Here is a 19665-nt window from a genome sequence, read left to right on the forward strand (position 1 = left end):
TAATGATCGTCGGCACCGGACTTTGCTTATCCACTGCCGCGGATATACAAACAGAAGCCCCCATCGTCACACATGGCGTATGACGATGAAGGCTTCCGGTTGACTTAGTTGATCAGCTTGGCTTGTACCAACATCCGTTCGATGATGGCTGCCGTTTCCGCTCTGGTAATGCTGCTGCCGGGGAGCAGTTTCGCTCCTGCGGAGCCCTCTACCAGCTTATTTTTGATAGCGGCCGCCATCTCTTGCTTCGCCCACTCCGACACAAGGCTGCGGTCGGCAAACGGAGCGAACGCTTGCTGCTGCTCTTGTTTGTCGGCACTGGCGTCAAGGCCGGTCAGCTTCATTGCTCTGGCGATCATGACCATCGCTTCTTCGCGGGTAACGATGTTCTCCGGATGGAAGGCTCCGTCCTCGTATCCGTTGATAATACCGTATTCCCGCGCTTTTTCCACTGCGCCTGCGAACCAATCGCCGGATTTCACATCGGTGAACGACAAATGGCTGCCGTCCTCCGCCAAGCCGAGGGCCCGAACGACGATTGCCGCAAGTTCTGCACGGGTAATCGCAGCATCCGGACTGAAGCGGCTTTCATCCGTTCCCTTGATTACCATACGGGATGCCAGATCATGAACAGCCGCTTTCGCCCAATGCCCCTGCAGGTCGGCAAATGTCACCGGATGCGAGATCAACGAGTAGGCGCTGTTGGTCAAACTGTTAATCACCGCGTAATATTTGCCGTCACGGTTCGTAATATAAGTCGGAACATGACGGGTAGTTCCGCCCGGCTCGATCACGATAGCCGTCGTCACTTTATCCGGGCTGACGCCTGCAGGCAGCGGAATCTCACGTTCCACGTAGGAGCTGAATTTGCCCACGGTTACGGTTCTGCCATTGTACGAAGCCGTTACCGTGAATTCTACAGGCTGCACCACGACGGAGAACCGTTCTTTTTCCGACCTGTTCTGAACATCCTGAACCGTCTTCGCATCACTCTTGGTAATAGCTACCTGTACAGAGATATCTGTGAGCTTGACTGAGCTGCCAAGCTGCTTGGATACTTGGTCAATCACAATTTCCGAAGCAGGCAGCTTATAGTTGGCGTGTGGAGTTTGAACTTCCAGGAGCGCCTGCTTGTTCTCCATAGATTTCACCGTGTCTCCTGTCAACAAGACGATGACGCCGTCCGATGCCTGTGTTACCGGAATGACCACATGTGATTTTGCAGCTTCTTGGGCCAGCTTGTTTTGGAGCTTGAAGCCGTCGATTGTCGCCTTAATGACAGATCTTCCATCCTGCTTCACCATTTCGCCTGCTGCAAGCTGTTCCGCATTCCGGCCGTTGACGCTTGCCGGAATGTCGATCTTCGTATCCGGATTGGCTGGCGTAGTACTTGGTGAAGTGGAAGGCGAGCTGCTGTTGTCCGCTTTATCCTTGGTAATGGCAATAACATAAGCGGTTTTGGTAACACCGTCCTGCGCCGTCACTTCTACGGTCAGACTAGTGGTCTCCGAGACTAAACGGATCGGCGGGCTTGCCATACCGCTTGTTATGGATACACCGTTCACCTTCAAGGTTGCAGCCGGATCATATACCGATGCGGTTACCGTTACGCTGTCCACACTATTTCCAACCTGGGCTTGGTAGGTTAAAACATCTTTGTTAAATACAGGTTTCAAGGTGCCGCTGCTAAGCGCCAGGGCCGTCAAGTCCGAACGATGCGACACAGTCCGACTCAAAGTAAAGTTCACGCCGGTCGTCGCTCTGTCTTCCGTCACACTTATGTTCCCTACACTGCCGCTCTCATAACCGCTCTTAACCACCGTGACGGTATAGCCCGTTCCAGCCGGAACGCCCGGTATGACGTAGCTGCCGTTCATCGTTGTAGTGGCAGAGTATACTGTTTGATAAACGGACAGGCTTACGGTCGCCCCCGCGATCGGGATTGCTCCGTCGGTGACCGTTCCGCTGATGGAGCCTGGTATAACTACAACGGGAATCGCGGTCAGAGCAAAGTTCACGCCGGTCGTAGCTGTGCCATCCGTTACGCTCACGTTCGCCGCACTGCCGCTTACATAACCGTTCTTGGCGGCTGTGACCGTGTACCCCGTACCTACGGGAATTCCGGTTATGGTGTAGCTGCCGTTAGCCGCTGTAGTTGCCAAGTACAAGCTTTGGTTGACTGTCAGGCTCACGGTTGCTCCCTCAATCGGGTTCGTCCCGTCTGTTACCGTTCCGCTAATCGCACCCAGAAGAGAAGTTAACGTGACGTTCACTCCCGTTGTGGCTGCATTTGGCGTTACGCTCACATTCCCGACACTGCCGCTTGCATAACCGTTCTTGCTGGCTGTTACGGTATACCCCGTACCTACCGGGACTCCGGTGAGGATGTAGCTGCCGTTCGCCGCTGTAGTTGCGCTGTACACGCTTTGGTTAACCGTCAGACTTACGGTTACTCCCTCAATCGGGTTCGTCCCGTCTGTTATCGTTCCGCCGATCGTGCCCGGAAGTGCAGCCAACGTGACGTTCACTCCCTTTGTGGCTGCATCCGCAGCAACGTTCACATTCCCTGCGCTGCCACTCTCATAACCGTTCTTGCTGACTGTCACCGTATAGCCCTTGCCTACCGGGACATCAGGGATCGTATAGCTGCCGTCCGCCAGCGTAGTTGCAGTATATACGCCTTGGCTTCCCGTCGTCAGTGTTACGAAAGCTCCCTGGAGCGGGTTCGTTCCATCTGTGACATTACCTTTAACCGCACCTTGGTCCGCAAGACCTTCTGCGGCAAGCGCCGTAATTTCGTTGGAACTCAAAGCTCTCGTATAAATACGGAAGTCAGACACTTTACCTTTGTAATACTTATCGCCACTGCCGTTATACGCAGGTCTGCCGATATAATTTGCAATAGTGGATTCGATATCTTTAGGCAATACGGTCAAACCCGTAATCTGCCCGATCTGTTGTCCATCCTCGTACAGCGTTGCCGTAGTTCCCGAGATCCTGTAGACGATGTTCTTCCAGACGCCCCGAGTAAGGAGCGCGCCCTTGCCCGCAGTCTGTTCATCCGTGTACCAGTTTTTCGTGATCGATCCTCTGAAATAACCGCCCCCCGTAGACTCCAGCAGCGACAGGTACTTTGTGCCGGCAACAGCAGCGGGTGCGGATGAGAAGGAGTAGATCCACGCAGTATCGGCGATTGACGGATCCATCTTCATGTTCATGGATATGGTGATATCCGATAATCCTGCTAACAGGCCGTTAGGCATCTGTACGGAATCATCCGAGCCGTCGAAGGTTAACGATCCGCCATGCTCATCGGCTAAAGCAGCGCCTCCAAGCAGTGTACCGTTATTGCCATTCCCGGACCAGTCCGTTACAACTGTGCCGTTTGCCGCATTGTTATCGAATTTATACCACAAAAGCTTATCCGTCCATTGGGCATACAAGGTCATATCGCCGGTAACGAGCGTACTTGCCGTAACCTGTGTGCCGCTTCCATCCGGCTTCGTATTCCAGCCTGACAAGACATAGCCAACTTTGGTCGGCTTCGTTGTAACCGAACCCATCGGTCCGTTTACAATGATCGTCTTTGCTGCCGGGGTCGCTTCCGTGTCTCCGCCATTCTTGTCAAAGGTCACCGTATAATAGGTTGATGACAAAGGAGTCAAGGCCATGGTGCCGGAAGCGGGTTTATTGGATGCTATACTCACATTCGTCAGGCTTGCGTTTCCGTAGCCTGCTTTGCTTGCCGTTACCGTATAGCCCGTGCCGACAGGAATATTGCCGATATTAAAGCTTCCGTCTAACGCCGTTGTTGCGGAATATTCAACTCCGCCAACCGTCAGGCTTACTTTGGCATCTCCCTGCGGTTTCGTTCCATCGGTTACCGTACCGGTCAAGCTGCCAATTTTGTCGTAGAAACTGAACCGTTTGTTAAAATCAAAATTATACGTAAAAGCGTCCTTACTTCCGGTCAGGTTTGTCAGGTCAAACACCGTCCGGTCGGCTTCGCTCATTGATGCCACCCACGGAGAGTAGGTTCTGAAGTTCAGGTGGTTGTTGCCTTCGTCGAACTCCATCAGTCTGAGCCATCCGTTGCCTCCGTGATAATACGACTGATAGTCCACCAGCATCTCGAGTACATCATTTCCGCTGGCGTTCTTCACAGTCCGGTAATTCGTACCGTGATTGTGACCGGAGATCGTCATGAACACCTGATTATTGTTTTTAACCAAATTATCGAATATCGATTGTCCGTTGCCCGATACGCCGGAATCATAGTCGGTAGTGTCGTAACTAAGCACACCAGAGCTGTCCAAGATGAGAATTTGGTGCGAAACAACAATAGTAGGAATCTTCGGGTTATCCTTCAATATGCCCTGTGCCCATGACAACTCTTGTTTGAAATTGTACCCGTCGATACTGAGGATCATGTACTTGTAACTGCCGGCCTCAAAGATGGCATAGGAGCTGTATCCGCTTGGCAACCCTCCGTGCCAGTAGGTTTTGTTGGCAAATCGGCTGCTTCCGAAGTAATTATTATAAACACTGGAGCCGCGCGAGTCATGATTGCCCCTCATCGTGATATAGGACGCTCCTGCCGTATCCAGCTTGTCGAAGCCGGCAGCGGCGGCCTTCCACTGTGCAACTTGATCGTATTGGTCTACGATATCCCCGAGAGACACGGTCATTTTGATATTGTTGTCCGTGTGATGGTCTGCAATCCAACCTAGCTCACTGCTAAAAATCTCCGGCTGATACCTGACCATATTTTGGGTGTCCGGTAAAAATGCAAAGCTGTACGTACCGCTATTGCTGACAACCGGCGTGTTATTATTGTTGCCGTCGATAATTCCATCGGTATCAAAATTCGTGGTGATCCATTGGCTCTTATCCAATGCGTTCGCCGTAATCTTGATTTCCTGAATGGTTCCTGCAAAAAGCCCGTCAAGCGCACCGTTCCATTCGGACGCCCCGATATTCCATCCCTTGCCGCTATTGAGTGCAATACCATTCACTTCGTCGGAAGGATTACGGAAATCGGTGACACCGTCGATATAGATTTTTGATTTGTGACCATCATTTACGACGGCGGCATGGTACCAGTTCTTTGCACTATCCAGAGCGAAGGACCAGGCATTAGGATTATAGTTCAAATTGGTCGGAAAGCTTTCCCACTGAAGCTCCCTAATATTGGATACCGACAGAGTCGTAAGGATTTCTTTTTCCCCGCCCGTTTTTCCAATTGCCGTACCCGTCCCTTGCCGGGTCAGGATGCCTGACCATTGGTTGTTGGCGGCCGTAAAGCCTTCGGGCATTTTGAACAGAACTTCAATCGTAAAACCGTTCATGAAAGTCTCGTTGTTAATCGGCGCGCCGGAAATGGTCTTCAAATACTTGCCGACCGACTGGCCGCGGAAGTTGTTAAAAATAAGGCTTTTACCATCGTCAGACCATCTCATCATGCTGGAAGCGGCTGCGTTCAGACCGTTGCCTGTCGTTACCAGCGAAAGTGTGTTGCCATAGCCGGACAGGTCTCCGATTTGCATGTCCCCATTGCTCAAGGAGCCCGAGATGACATTATCCTGACTGAATTTCCAATCCGCCAAGACCGGCGTTTGCGACAAAACGACCAGATCGAATGTTTTGGTGCTGACTGCACCGCCATAAGAAAGAGCAGCTGTTAAAGTAACCTTGCCATTGTTAGCCCCGGCCGGACGATGCACGGTTCCGTTTGGTTCGATCAGTGTACTGTCACTGCTGGACCAGCTAATCGCAGAGCCGTTTGCCCCGGTTGCAGGCAGAGTCAGGGTGCTCGTTGAAATAATGTTCGACGTTCCGAGACTGAGCGCCTGTGCATCGAGACCGACGATTCCTGCGTCACCTGTTCCCAATACCGTAACCGTAAATGTTTTGGTATCCGATGCCGTTCCTTTGGCAATCGTTGCCGTTAACGTAACGTTAGCCGTTGCGCCGCTCCGGCTGACTGTTCCATCTGCTGCTGCGACAGCAGGATCGCTGGACTGCCAGCTGACGGTACTTCCGTTCGTACCAGTTGCAGGCAGAGTCAGATTGGATGTTACGGCACTAGTATCCCCGAGAGTCAAAGCCGTTTTGTCATCGAATACGACCCCGGCGTTTTCCTCTGCCGCTACTGCGGCAATTTCCGTCGCGCTCAAAGCTTTGTTGTAAATACGGAAGTCGGAAATCTTGCCTTTGAAATATTTATCGCCTGAATACGCCGGTCTGCCGAGATAGTTGGCGATTGTCTTCTCGATAGCGCTCGGCAATGTCGCAACGGTGCCTTGCTTTACCAGAACGCCGTCTTCGTACAGCGACGCCGTAGTGCCGGAAACCGTATAGGCAACATTTTTCCATACGTTTGCCGCGAGCTTCGAGCCTTTGGAGACATTCAATTCTCCGACCCATCCGTTTGTTGCAGTGGCCACCCGGAATACGTCGCTCCCATCCTCCACCATACCTAGATACTTTTGGCCGGTCCAAGCCGCATCAGCCGTGCCAAACGAGTATAACCAGTAAGGCTTGGCATACGCCGGGTCCACTTTCACACTCATGGTAAAGCTGGCATTCGTCAAGCCCTTCAACAGTTCATCGGTCATCTTCACGGAATCATCCGTACCGTCCAGGGCTACCGCTCCGCCATGCTCGCCGGTTAGCGCTGCGCCGTTCAGCAGCGTACCGTTCTTGCCATTTCCCGAAGCATCAGGAACAGTAACGCCGTTTCCGGGATTATTGTCGAATTTATACCACAACAGCATGGAATCCTTGGCAGTAACATTATTAGCCTTGACTGTTACCACGAACGTCTTCGTTTGGCTTGCCGCTCCGGATGTAACTGTCGCCGTCAGCGTCACCTGGGCATCCGCTTGGCCGTTTGCAGGGCGAGTAACATGCGCCGTTCCACCTGCTATCGATATAACGCTGGAATCTGATGTATTCCATTGGATCGTCGCGCTGCCGTATGCGCTCGTCGAAGGCAGCAGGAAATCCGCGGTCACACCCGATGTGGCGATATTCAGGTTGGCCAGCGTACTGGAGACGGCTTGGCTATCGGAATACGGCACGTTCAAGAAGATCGGGTTGGAGTAAAACCACATATCGGTATAATTGCGTTTATTGATTTCGGTAAACCGGGTTTCGTTGTCCTTGGTCACGTTTTTCACATCGATCATCGGCTCGCCGTTGCTCGTTTCGCCAGGAATATCCGTCCCCAGATTGGTGCCTCTCAGCCTGAAGTACTGGTTCTTGCTCGCCGAACCCAATGCATAAGTAATCGTGTGATAGCCTTCGGCATCTGTCGTCCAGTCTGCGCTGGTGAAACGCTTGACGACCTTGGTCGTATCGTTGGAATCTTTGTTGTATGCATCCGTTCCCGGCTGCGCCTTGCCGGTTACATCGCCGGCAATCAGGTCTACATGATCCAGCTGAACCGGGTCGCCGTTATTGTTTTTCTCAGGGCTTTTGAACCGGATGGTCAGCTGCAGATTGTCTCCCGGTGCAGCCTGCAGCTCCTCGCCCATTCCCTTGGAGGTGCCGTTGTTTGAGATTTTGAAGTCAAGCGCGTTGATAATATCCCCGAATACAGAAAACGACTTGCCCGAACGCATGCCGCTGACGACGGCATTCATGCCGGAACCGTTAACCCACGTATAGTTCTTGGAATATTCGCCCGGATAGTATCCGCTGGAATAGGAACGCGTGCTGTCGATTTTAAAGTGATAGTCGGAGTTGGCGAAGTTCCAAAATCTGCGGCCTTCACCCAAAAGCGCATCCCACTCGCCGCCAACCTTGGCGATTCTAACGTCTGCGCCGCCGTATAAGTCGGTCGTCTCACCCCGATCAGGGGCCATCTGGTTGCCCGGCATCCCCTCAAAGCCAAACGCAACATTAGGTGCCAAATTATTGATGTCGCGAATGTCCGCAACCTTCAATTCCGAAGACGTGCCATTCTTCCTTGAAGGATGGTTGAAGAGCGCATAGCTGTTCGGATAGTTGTCACGAAGCCATTGAAAACCTTTCTTCGTATCGTCCAGCGTCGAATAAGCTCTCGTTTCAGAGCTCCATGTTGCAACATCCGCGGGATCGAACAAATTGGCGGCCCGGTTTGAGAATAAATACTCGAAGTGCTGGATCGCCTTCAGCGCTTCATTCGATCCCGGCGTGTCGGTAACGATTCCGACAGAACTGTGATCCCGAGTAGGCATGTCCCACTCGAATCCGGTGAAAATCGTTTTGCCCGGGTATTTGCCGGCATCCTGGAGCTGCTTGATTTTCGGCGCTTGATATTGAGCAACACCCATGGACAACGGGATTGAACCGGACAGGGATGCTCCGGTGTCATCATGGCTCGATAAGCGCAAATGATCGGAGAGCGCCAGCCAGTCCAGACCGTTTTTCTCAAATGCATTGTCCAATACATCCGTCAACGCCGTCTTCGCGTCATCCGATTCTACGGTATGGGCATGGTACTCACCGGTCATCCACCTTCCTGCGCTTGCGGAAGTTGAGTCTGCAGATGGGTCACCCGATGCTGCGTGTACCGTTGGAACAGCTAGATTGGGGGCCCACATGCCTGTTAGCAGGGAAGCAATCGACAGAGAGGAAAGCACTTTTTTTCGTAACATGATGACTCCTTTCAAACTTGAACGCAAAATTCGACTTATTCCCCAAAAATATAACAATGGATAATTAACTTTGTCTATATGGTTTCAGAAACCACATAATATCTTAACGTAAGTGCTTCCAAAGCGCTGCCTTCTTATTGTATCTATTCCAATTAATGTGGTTGATAGGATCTTCCTGTCATTCCAGCACAACCGCTTGCATGACTAAAGCTCTTTTCCCCATGTGATTATCCCCATGTATCGCTTACTCATTAACAACTACGGTCTTCACAACTTTATCCGGATGTGTACTTGAATACTCAAAAGCTTCAGCAATTTGATGAAATGAGAAAGTATCCGTAATTAGATCTTTTACATTGATCTTGCCATCGGAAATCCATTGTATCGCAGCAGGATATGCGTTTACATATCTATGTACTGCGACATAGTCCAATTCTTTTTCTATAAAGGCAGCAATGTTCATCTCCACGATATTTCCGCCTGGCCAACCTACCTGTACAACACAGCCACCTGGACGGCAATAATTTACTGTCGATGCTGTAGCTTTACTTGATCCGGCAGTTTCAAAAACGACAGCACCTTCTATACCTGTATCACTAGGTAAGGCTACCCTATCCATTCCTATTTTTTTGGCCAAAATGAGTCTAGCTTCATTAAAATCAACACAAATTACCTTTCCTCCGCCTGCCGCTTTAAAAGCTTGCGCAGTAAGCAGACCAATGGGACCTGCACCAAGGATTACTGCCGTATCGCCATTTTTAAATCTGGCTCGATTTACTGCGTGAAGCCCCACTGCAACTGGTTCAACCATTGCCGCTTCTTCAAAGGATAGTGTTTGGGGAATATGAAATACCATATCTTGACGTATAGAAATGTAATCACAAAAGGTACCATTGACCGGAGGCGCTGATAGGAAGATAACGTCCGGGCATAAATTATAACGCCCGGATTTGCAATAGATACAAGTCCTACAAGTAATACCAGGCTCGATAACAACGTGTTCGCCTACAGAAAAGCCTCTAACTTCACTTCCCACCGCTTCAATAATTCCACTGGATTCGTGTCCTGGAACATAGGGCTCTTCTACAACGAAATTGCCTAATCTTCCATCCCGGTAAAAATGAATATCTGATCCGCAAATACCATTTGCTTTAATTTTGACTAAAACTTCATCTGCTTTCGGTACCGGAATTTCCTCTTCTTGTATTGTAAATCTATGTTCTTTATCGAGGTATGCTTTTCTATTCATTTTCATATATTCAGCCCCTGTATATGATGGTCCGCTTTCAGTTTTAATGCCTCTGTTAAAAGAAGAAGTGTTAACGCTTGGCCGTATGTCATGGGGCAAATGGGAACATCCCTGTAGTCCTGCAGTCGGTCGCTAATAGCCGTGCCGTATGATACCTCAGTCACAGTCCCATCCTCCGAAATTCTTTCCAGGATAGCATGAAGCCCTTTAATTCCACATTCACGATATGTTTCGGGAATGTACCCCATCCGTACTGCTTTCAAGATTCCATAAGCAAAGCCAGCTGTAGCTGAAGCTTCAACATAGGATTCCGGTTCTATGATGAGAGTATGCCACATGCCGTTTTCGTTCTGATGCTGTTCCAAAGCTTTAATCTGACCATGGAGAGTATCTAATAAGAACCATTTTACCCCTAAGTTTGAATTCCCTATGATATCAAGGTAGTCTACCACGCCAGAGGTATACCAACTGTTACCTCTAGCCCATTGAATTTCACCGAAGCTGTGTCGTCCGTTAAAGTCAAAACCATGATTGAGCAACCCCGTGTTCTTGTCCGTCAGGTATTTAATATGGAGCAGAAATTGTCTGGATGACTCTTCCAAATAATCTTCTCGATCTAATAATTTGCCCATTCGTGCCATGAACAGTACCGTCATAAAAAGCGTATCGATCCAGATCTGTCCCGGATTTTCTACTCCGGAAACGATATGCTGAAAACCCATTTCTTCGGTCCGAGGCAGTTCCTTCATGACCCACTCAGCCCATTCCCTGCAAACATCTAAATAAATTCCATTATTTGTATATTCATACACATAGGTTAGTGTCAAGAGAGGGCATACGGTGTTAATATTTTTTTCCGGCAGGCCCTTTGCGATATTGGTGTCAAACCACTTGATCAAGAAATCAAGCGCTTCTTGATTACCCGTTTCGGCATAGTATTTTTGCATACCGTATAAACCGACTCCCTGAGCCCACTCCCAGGTCCCCATATCAATGATGCTTATTGGACAGATCTCATTGACACCTGTTTCATTGTCGAGGGTTTGCATCCTGTAGGATACTTTTTCAAATAGTTTCAGCAATTCGTCTCTTCTCATGATTACATCTCTTCCTTCCGCTTCGCTCATATTTAAAATATTTTTTCGCCATATTTCGATTATATTGAATTGTAAAAAAATATTATTGCAATATTGTCTTTATTTATTGCATTTTTGTTTAAGCGCGATTAGAATTTACTCAAATATATCTAACAAAAAGGGCTGATACTATTGGATAGCATAATTGGCCTAAAAAAAGTCAGAGAACCCTACGATGTAGATCTTAAATTGGAACACGTCATTGGGACAGATAAGGAAGTGATGAACTATTACCATTTCCACAATGTTTTCGAAATTTATCTGGCCCTCACTCCGGGAGCAGAAATGTGGATCGATAATAAACGATACATGGTTTCCGCCAATGACCTTTTCCTGTTGAGTACTCGCGACCAGCACCGGGTCATCATTCATGACCGAAAAGGGTATGAAAGATACTTTCTTTATTTTAATCCTTTATATATCCAGCCTCTTTGCACTTCTAATACCAATCTGCTGGAATGTTTCGACATACTTGCTTCAAACCGTACCCACTGCCTTAAACTAACTACGGAGGAAGCCCAAAAGCTATTATCATACTATGGTGACGAATTGTTAGATGCTGATGTGAATTCGAATTCATATGCATGGGATATCAAGCGAAGGATTCTTCTGGCTGAAATCCTTATCTTTCTCAATGAAGTGGTTATGCGGGGAATACGTTCAACAGATTCTAATAACGCTGAAACTGCTTCCCATCATGTCTTGATGCATGTTATGGAATTTATCGCCAGCAATTATCAACAGGATTTAAATGCTCAACAGGTTGCTGAACTCTTCAGTCTAAACCGACATCAGTTAAACCGGCTTTTCAAGGAAGTTACCGGCATTTCCTTTCATAAATATCTGGTGAATACGCGGATTATAAAGGCACGGGAACTATTAGAGCAGGGCTGCATATCCACAACTCAAGCATGTTATGAAAGCGGTTTTAATGATTATGCTCATTTCATACGTACTTTTAGTAATGCCGTAGGTACGGCTCCGGGAAAATATGCTCGACAGTTTCAAAAGAACACTGTCTCCTCAATTTTCAATTGATTTCGCCGAAGAAAAACAAAAACGCTTGGAAGCCCAAGCGCTAAGAGGAATTGAAACCTTCGAAAATTTTTTATTTTACAATTTACTCCTTCAAGGAAAACTTCATCCGATCCAGATTCCCTACATACATAAGACCGGATGTCGTCGTCCCCTTGAACACGACGCAGATGGTTTGCTTGCCGCTCACCAGTTGATCCAGGCGTCCGCCGGCCATTTTGTAGGTTCCCCAGCCGGTGCCCGTATTGGGCAAGCTTACTGTACCGATGATAGCACCGTCTTTATCGTTCACATGGATTTCCGCAACTACGTTGGCCGGCGATTTTTGGCTGGGCGCATCATAGACGATTTCAAGATAGTTTTTGCCCTTTGCTCCGAAATCCACATCGTTGTAGGTCATCCAAGCGCCGTTAAACGTGTTGCCCACGGTCGTCCCGTTATTATTGCTTTCCGTTTTTAACGGATTGTTATTAAACGTGTTCACCGCCGTTGTCCAAGCGGAACGGGCTTCAAATTCGACCGTCACATCCTGTTCCGGCGCTTGCGGGCTTAACGTAAAGCTCGCGTTGTCGTAGTTGCCGATGTATTTGTAAACCGCGCTGCCCGTGCCCGTCATCACGAGGTAGACATCCTGGATACCCGTCAACGTTTGGGTGAGCTGCGCCGTAACGGTTTTGTAAGTGCCCCACGATGCGGCTGTCGGAGGCGTGTTAACCTTCCCGATCAGCGTACCGTTGACGCCGCCTATCCGAACCTCCACCGCCGCATCGGCCGGGCAGCTCGCGCTATTGCCCGAATACCCGCGATATGTTCTATGGCATCCGGGTAATTCGACCATCGAACCGGATTCGGTATCCATTGCGGGGGATGGATGTATATCTGAGAACCTTGTTTTAACGAAGTTGAAATCATCCATAGGAACGGAAGCAGAAACAAAAGGCAGAGCCCCGTCTTGAGCTGTTTGATTCTTGCGATGGATTGCCACCAAACTTCCTCTCCCTTCTTTAGTTCACCTTTCCGCGTTAAATCTTAAGGGAATCGTAATCTATGCCTATGGTATTTTCAATATAGTCCATTGATAAGATTGCGTAAATGCGATCTAGAGTAAAGGGTAGAGAAATTCGCCCCTCCTCATCAAACAATACTCATTGTATCATTGAGAAGTCGAGGCGACTTTATTGTTTGTATAACAACATTTTCTTCAGCAGATGAATTGTAACCACGAGTAACAAAGGAATTGTAAATCCGGTCAACTTCCAAATTGGAAGGATTACCGTGATGTGCTCGGTCAATTTTGCTTCGCTTCTTTGTAAAAGAAAAGCAAAAATCATATTGATAAAAGTCAGAGGTAATATAAACACTTTCTCGTCCTTTAATTTACATATACGTACAACTAAATGATTTAATATGAAAAGTATAATGCAAGCTTTCATGTAAGAACCTACGATTAAAGCTATCCCAATAATGAATTCTACCCGCTGAAGAATAGGTTGTATATCAATCATTCGTGCAACCTCTACCATCGAATACTTTCTTTCCCCGGCTAAGGGTCCGAAAACAAGAATGGTTGATATAGAGACCGCAATCAATGTGATGACGCTGATACCAAACGCAATAACCAGCTTTTTATGTAAATCTCGGGCCGGCCGACGAACAAAAGGAAGAAGTAGGGCGAGTAAGACCGGTTCTGCGTGGGTGAAACCATATGAAAGGTAAGCGCCATGTAATACAGGTTTTATGCCATCAGGAAGAACAGGTAAAAGAAACTCTCTGTGATAATTAGGAATGGACAACAGCAAAGTCAAGATGATGAACAGCATCACGATGAAAATTAAAATGGTAAACATTCTGCTCATGACTTCAATCCCTGCACGTACAGTTATGGCCACTGTGGTGAAGATAAAGATATCAAATATGTATTGAGGGGTTTGCCTCATTAAAGAACTGTTAGCATATTTACCTACTTCATGTACGATATCTGTACTCATTTCAAATAAGAGCGAAATAAATGGAATAACAATAACAATGGTGGGCCAGGTTCCCAAAACGGCTTGGCTATATTCACTAAAAGATAGTCCGGGATATTCCTTATCCATGTAAAGAACAAACAGTAATTGAATCATGGCAACCGTGCCGGAGAGCAGCAGAGATATCCACACACCGTTATGGGCGAATCCAATTAATGGACCGGGAAGGTTTACAATAACTGAGCCAGTCAAATAAACAAAAAACAATACGATCAATTGATCTTGACTTATGATTTGTTTATTCATAAAGATCATGTTGCTCCTTTTCTAAGAATCTTTATCTAAATACTCAACTATATGATGAGCCAAATCTTTATACAGCCATGATGCGATGTCATGAAGAATCGGCATTCCAAATTCCCCAACATACTCAATACCAAGATAAATAGAGGCAATAACGGTCACTCCGTATGCGATCTTGTCCCGCAGCGCCATTTTCTTTATTTTGGCAAGATTATAGAACGTCATTAACAAATAACTCGAGATCACAACAATCATTTTTTCAGCCATCCGTTCGTGCTCCTTCACTAATTGTCTATAGAAAGCGGTTTTGATATTGCAGTTCCGCTATTTTTTATTTCAATTTTTGCTTTAATATCGATTTGAGTATTAGCGAAACGCTCTCCCCAATTCTTCTTCCATCGTTTCCATAAGGCTGGGTCTTTACGGTATATTTGGTCCCCTAGTCCAATTAGGTCTAATTTCTTTTGTTTCATTCGGTTCAAAGTTTTACTTAAAGATTGTTCAACTGTCCGAGCCGCGGCCGCGGCAAATTTTTTTTCATCTTCCGGAGTTTTTAATTTCATGCACCTCATTTCTCCAATAGCTCCCGAGAAATAAACGAATATTTGAAGTTTGACTGCTTCCCCTTCAATTTGTGGAGTTAGTTTGGAATAGAAGGATAATACTTCCAGGGAATTATTGCTTGCATCGCTCGAATCGCTTTGAGTTTCGCACGGCACGCGGATAATTCCTCCCTTGTACTTATTGTGTAACATTTGTATCATTTGCGAATCTTGAGGAGAAACGACCCCCTCCCATTTTCCTTTTTTTAAAACTGCCATTCCGGCAGCTACCAGATCCTCTCCTTTGTTTCCGCCTTTAGTGATGTAAGGAACTAACGAAATCCCCGTCTGGCTGCGAAGACCGACGAAAAGATCAAGTAAAGAAGTGTTAGTCGTTTTGTAATTGTGCCGATCGGAATATTTTGAAATTTGCAATAACTGTTGACTTACTGTTTTTTCGATTAAAGGCTTCATTTTCAAATATTGCGATGCTTTCCCGTGGGCAATAAAAAATGAAGAACTAAGTCTAGCCTCATGATCCCGATAAAAGAAATCCAAAACCTCGCCGATAGGATGTATTTGTACTAACTGATCTTCTACAATGATAGCCCTCAAATGGCTCCATTGTCCTTTGCGTCCTATATGAAGGATAATATCCCGAATCCCGTCAAACATCGTTTCACCCTTTGTTTGCACATTGATATAGGAAATATCTCCGCTTTGCTTTCCTTGTGAACCGCCGGAATGTACCGGTTTGTATATTTGCACCGTAAGATCAACCATTCCTTTATCGGCTTTGTCGATGGCAAGTCCTAAGATAAAGGACCGATCCGTAAGTTCTGTCTTATCCCAGCAACCCGGCAGCAATAGAACGCATACCATCAGACAGCCGACAAATGCGATTTTTCGCATAATAGGCCTTCTTTCAAAAAAACTGTCTTTTATTTTTCAGATCCGAATATCTTCTTGCTGCGCGGTGAACGCAGCAAAATTTTAAACGGGGCACGAATGAATGCATCCAATAATTGCTTCGGTTGAAGAGGTGCTACAGGGGTTAGATATGGCTGCCCAAGGGATCTGAGACTCGTTAAATGCAGCAAGATCCAGAGAAAACCTATCATCAGACCGAATCCGCCCAGGAATGTGCTTAAAATCATGAGCGGAATCTTTATAATTCTTAAAGCGGTAGCCATGTTGTATTGAGGAATGGCAAAAGAAGCAATTCCGGTTAATGCAACGACCACGACCATCGTCGGAGAGGCAATACCTGCAGATATGGCTGCTTCACCAATAACGAGAGCGCCAACAATACTTATCGTGGCGCCAATCTGTCTTGGCAATCGCGCTCCGGCTTCCCGAAGAAGTTCAAAGAAAAATTCCATGATGGCGGCTTCATAAAACGCAGGGAAAGGAATTCCCTCACGCGCATTCATGATGGCAAGTAAAAGAACAGTAGGAATTAATTCCGGATGAAAAGTCGTTAAAGCAATATATATGCTGGGCAAACTTAAAGCAATAAAAAATGCAAATATCCTCATTAAGCGAATTAGGGAGGCAATTATACTTCCTTGGTAAAAGTCTTCCGAGGATTGATACATTTCTGTAAATAGTCCCGGACATATTAAAATCGAACCTGTGCCTTCGACGAGCACGATGATTTTACCGTCCAACATAGCTGCAGTAGCGGTATCCGGCCGTTCTGTATAGCGGTATTGAGGGAATGGAGAATAAGTCGAATCCTCAATCCCCTCTTCAATAAAAGAGGTCTCAAGAACATTAACTTGCTTTAGTCTGGAAATCCGCTCTTTTAACTCAGCTAAGACTTCCAAATTAACTGTATTTATCAAATAAGCGATATTGATTTCAGTTTTGGTTTCTACCCCAAGCGTAAACTTTTCTAATTTAAAATTAGGAGTTTTTAACCGCTGCCGTAACATACCGATATTCTTTTGCAAATTTTCAACTGTACTCTCGCGCGGACCATGAACTACGGATTCTGCAACCGGTTCGCTCACTTGCCTGGTTATTAGTGAAGCAACTTTGTAAGACAAAGCTTGATCCCAACCATTAAAGAAGATAACAAGATGCCCTGTAACAATATCATCAATTGCTTCTTTTAGATCGTTTACAAGCTTGGCAGATTGCGAGGAAACACCGTGGTTGCTGAAAAAGCGAATTACATCTTCAGGTGTGACAGAACTTGCAGGGCCTACTTCGTGGGGAACAAGGTCCTGAAGTGATGCTTTCATATAATTTAATGTTTTATGTTCGAATAACGACTCGAAATAAACGGAAAATGCTGTGTGTCGGAGCTCCGGTCCAAAGTGCCACTGAAAAACAGATAAATCATCGCAGGATTCAAAACGCGTTTCGAGCCACTTTAAATTAGATTCCAATACGGGTGAAATCGGTTGTATATCCATTTCTGAACGGGTACCGGCAAAGTTCGTTTGGTTCATGCGGTTAACCTCCGGAAGTAAGAACTATGCTACAATTATTTCCAACTCAAATAAGATTTATTTATGCTTTTTCGAAATTCAGGATAAAATTAAGTTCGTCCCCGTGACTAACCAACCTTATGACAGTACGCGGTGTGTCGTGTCAGAATCCGGACGAATCCGGAAATGGAAAAATCCGCAAAAGACTTAAACGGATTTAAGTCTTTCGCGGACCGGTATTAGCTTGACAACTGCTGCTTGTAGTCAAACAGGGAATCGTAAATTTGCGCGAGCCTGTTTACTCGCCACGTCGGTCGGATCGTTATTACAGTATTGATGTTTTCCCCGCAAGTTTTCTGCGTTGTAGATTCCTTGTATTGTTAATCTCTCCCGCCGAGTACTCCGTGCCGAATAAGAACATTCTTCACATTCTCACTACCCATTGCTTGATCTGGAAGTTTACTCCCTGCTTCTATGAGGCTCTCCGCAACTGCGGCATAATCCCCCTTGGGAGCTTGAATATGAAGTGATCCCCAGATACAGCTATTCATTGGAATCCCTCCGAATTCATTCAGGATGTCCATAGAAGCACCGCGTTCAATTAGCAGTCGGACGATTTCGTAGTCTCCTTGTGCTGCGGCACAATGAAGGGCTGTCATCGAATGGGCGTTGCTCCATGCATCCACATGAAAACCAACATCCAACATGAGTCGCACTGCATCTGCTTTATGCTTCCATGCTGCATCCGTAATTACACTCTGCTCTTCCGGCTCCAGGGATCGGACAATATCTGCATGTTCCCTTAACATGCTATGGACGGTTTCTGTATCTGCCCGCATACAGGCAAACAGGAATTTCTGCTTAACTGAACTGTACGACAGCATTAACTCCGTAATGGCTTCATAACCCAGGTGATCCGCAAGAAAGATCGGCCTCACAGCTGCGCCTATATGGTACGCATATATATGCCCGCCAACGGAGGTGAAATTCCCTTTCCCCACCTGGGCCTGAAGGGCATTCGGATCCTCCTTCAGAATTTTGCGGACGAGTTCGATATCCCCCAACTTACAAGCCATGAAGATATCCGTCTGAGCGCCGCGTTCAATTAAATGTCTGCATTTGTCCGGGTTATTGACAGCATACTGAGCCGGTGTACTGTTGTGGTCGATATCCCGCTTATCAATCTCAGCCCCGTGATCCAGCAGGAAATCGATGATCTCAGGCAAAATGGCATAATGCAGAGGAACCTGCCCATCCGGGCCGCGTTGATTGACAACTTCCGGATCCTCCTCTACCATCTTTTGCAGGATATCCAGCATTCCCAATGCAGCCGCAGCATGCGGATCGACATGAGCTCCCCGCTCAATAAGATAACGGGATAAATCGTGATGATCATGATGCAGAACACCAAATCCTCCCGCCCACCAGTTGCTTTTGGCATTGATGTCAGCCCCGTACTGCAATAATACATCCACCATCTCACGGTTTCCTCTATTTGCAGAAATCACAATCGCCGGCGTGTCGAAAACAAACCATGGTTCGTCGATCTGTGCGACAAGCGATGGATGGTTTTGCAATAGACGCCTTAAAGCTTCAGTGTCGTTATTATCAACTGCCTGTTTGAATTGTTCGATGACCATGTTATTCTCCCTCCTTATACCTCAATAAAATGATGGCTTTGCCCAATCGGTATTTGGTTCGCTTACACCTAGACTGATTTTAACATATTTATCACTTTTTTCTTCAATAATATCGATGATTAATTGAGTTACCGCTTGACGTGTAACCTGTGCACCCTTAAATAATTCTCCTTTTTGCGTGAGCATATAATTCGTATTACCCTCTTGGTTGTAAAGCCATGTAAGGCGTAAAAGTGTATAATCTAGATTTGAATTTTCAAGCAACCGTGCGGATTCAGTCTGAGAACGCATTCTACTGCCTCCACCAATCATTTTCTTATTCCATTGGCCAAAAGCTCCAGGCACTTCATCATAAATACCCAAAACGGAAGCAGCGATTACCCTTTTCACTCCAGCAAAATTCATTGCATCAATAATGGTTTTCGTGGATTTTTCATCGCCCATGTCATTAATATAAACGAGGTCGATATCTTGCATAGCCTCGATCAGTTTATCTTTGTCTTTAAAATCACCATCAATAATAGTTTCTCGACGATCATCAGTGATAGTTAACCGCTTATGGCCATTTTTTGCATAAAGAATGATGAGATTGTCCGTGTTATTGAGCAATTTATTTGTTAACATACGAGCTATTTGGCCTGCTGCACCTAAAATCAAAATTTTCATAATATCATTCCTCTTTATTAATTAATGCTACATAAATATCAAAATCT

At 46.6% G+C, this 19665-nt stretch carries 11 protein-coding genes; 1 reads left to right on the forward strand and 10 read right to left on the reverse strand.

From position 1 onward, the window contains the following. Nucleotides 1-104: 104 nt before the first annotated feature. The 3 genes from AC0LWT_RS00350 to bglB form a co-directional block, all read right to left on the reverse strand. The gene (locus AC0LWT_RS00350; RefSeq protein ID WP_474679237.1) at nt 105-8498 is read right to left on the reverse strand and encodes an immunoglobulin-like domain-containing protein; all 8394 of its coding nucleotides are present in this window, start codon (nt 8496-8498) and stop codon (nt 105-107) included. 388 nt (nt 8499-8886) lie between these two features. Beyond that, the gene (locus tag AC0LWT_RS00355; RefSeq protein ID WP_474679238.1) at nt 8887-9897 is read right to left on the reverse strand and encodes an NAD(P)-dependent alcohol dehydrogenase; all 1011 of its coding nucleotides are present in this window, start codon (nt 9895-9897) and stop codon (nt 8887-8889) included. Continuing rightward, nucleotides 9894-10988, reverse strand: coding sequence for a beta-galactosidase BglB (gene bglB / locus AC0LWT_RS00360; RefSeq protein ID WP_474679239.1), 1095 nt, complete (start codon nt 10986-10988; stop codon nt 9894-9896). The genes AC0LWT_RS00355 and bglB overlap by 4 nt, the downstream gene beginning before the upstream one ends. A 171-nt stretch (nt 10989-11159) precedes the next feature. On the opposite strand from bglB, the gene AC0LWT_RS00365 reads away from it, so the two are divergent. Then, complete coding sequence (locus AC0LWT_RS00365; RefSeq protein WP_474679240.1) at nt 11160-12065, forward strand: helix-turn-helix domain-containing protein; 906 nt, start codon at nt 11160-11162, stop codon at nt 12063-12065. 82 nt (nt 12066-12147) lie between these two features. Here AC0LWT_RS00365 and AC0LWT_RS00370 read toward each other — a convergent pair whose 3' ends face one another. The 7 genes from AC0LWT_RS00370 to AC0LWT_RS00400 form a co-directional block, all read right to left on the reverse strand. Next, nucleotides 12148-13047 carry a carbohydrate-binding protein gene (locus tag AC0LWT_RS00370; protein ID WP_474679241.1) on the reverse strand — a complete coding sequence of 300 codons (900 nt, stop codon included), beginning with the start codon at nt 13045-13047 and terminating at the stop codon, nt 12148-12150. Between the two features lie 190 nt (nt 13048-13237). After that, a complete protein-coding gene (locus tag AC0LWT_RS00375; protein WP_474679242.1) occupies nt 13238-14335 on the reverse strand; it encodes a GerAB/ArcD/ProY family transporter in 1098 nt (365 codons plus the stop codon). A 21-nt stretch (nt 14336-14356) separates the two neighbouring features. Further along, complete coding sequence (locus tag AC0LWT_RS00380) at nt 14357-14599, reverse strand: hypothetical protein (protein ID WP_474679243.1); 243 nt, start codon at nt 14597-14599, stop codon at nt 14357-14359. 17 nt (nt 14600-14616) lie between these two features. After that, a complete protein-coding gene (locus AC0LWT_RS00385; RefSeq protein WP_474679244.1) occupies nt 14617-15786 on the reverse strand; it encodes a Ger(x)C family spore germination protein in 1170 nt (389 codons plus the stop codon). Nucleotides 15787-15815: 29 nt separating this feature from the next. After that, a complete protein-coding gene (locus tag AC0LWT_RS00390; protein WP_474679245.1) occupies nt 15816-17333 on the reverse strand; it encodes a spore germination protein in 1518 nt (505 codons plus the stop codon). A gap of 359 nt (nt 17334-17692) precedes the next feature. Continuing rightward, nucleotides 17693-18952: an ankyrin repeat domain-containing protein gene (locus AC0LWT_RS00395; protein WP_474679246.1), complete on the reverse strand. Its 1260-nt coding sequence runs from the start codon at nt 18950-18952 to the stop codon at nt 17693-17695. A gap of 21 nt (nt 18953-18973) precedes the next feature. After that, complete coding sequence (locus AC0LWT_RS00400; RefSeq protein WP_474679247.1) at nt 18974-19618, reverse strand: NAD(P)H-binding protein; 645 nt, start codon at nt 19616-19618, stop codon at nt 18974-18976. Nucleotides 19619-19665 lie beyond the last annotated feature (47 nt).

The sequence above is a fragment of the Paenibacillus sp. sgz302164 genome, assembly GCF_056120505.1.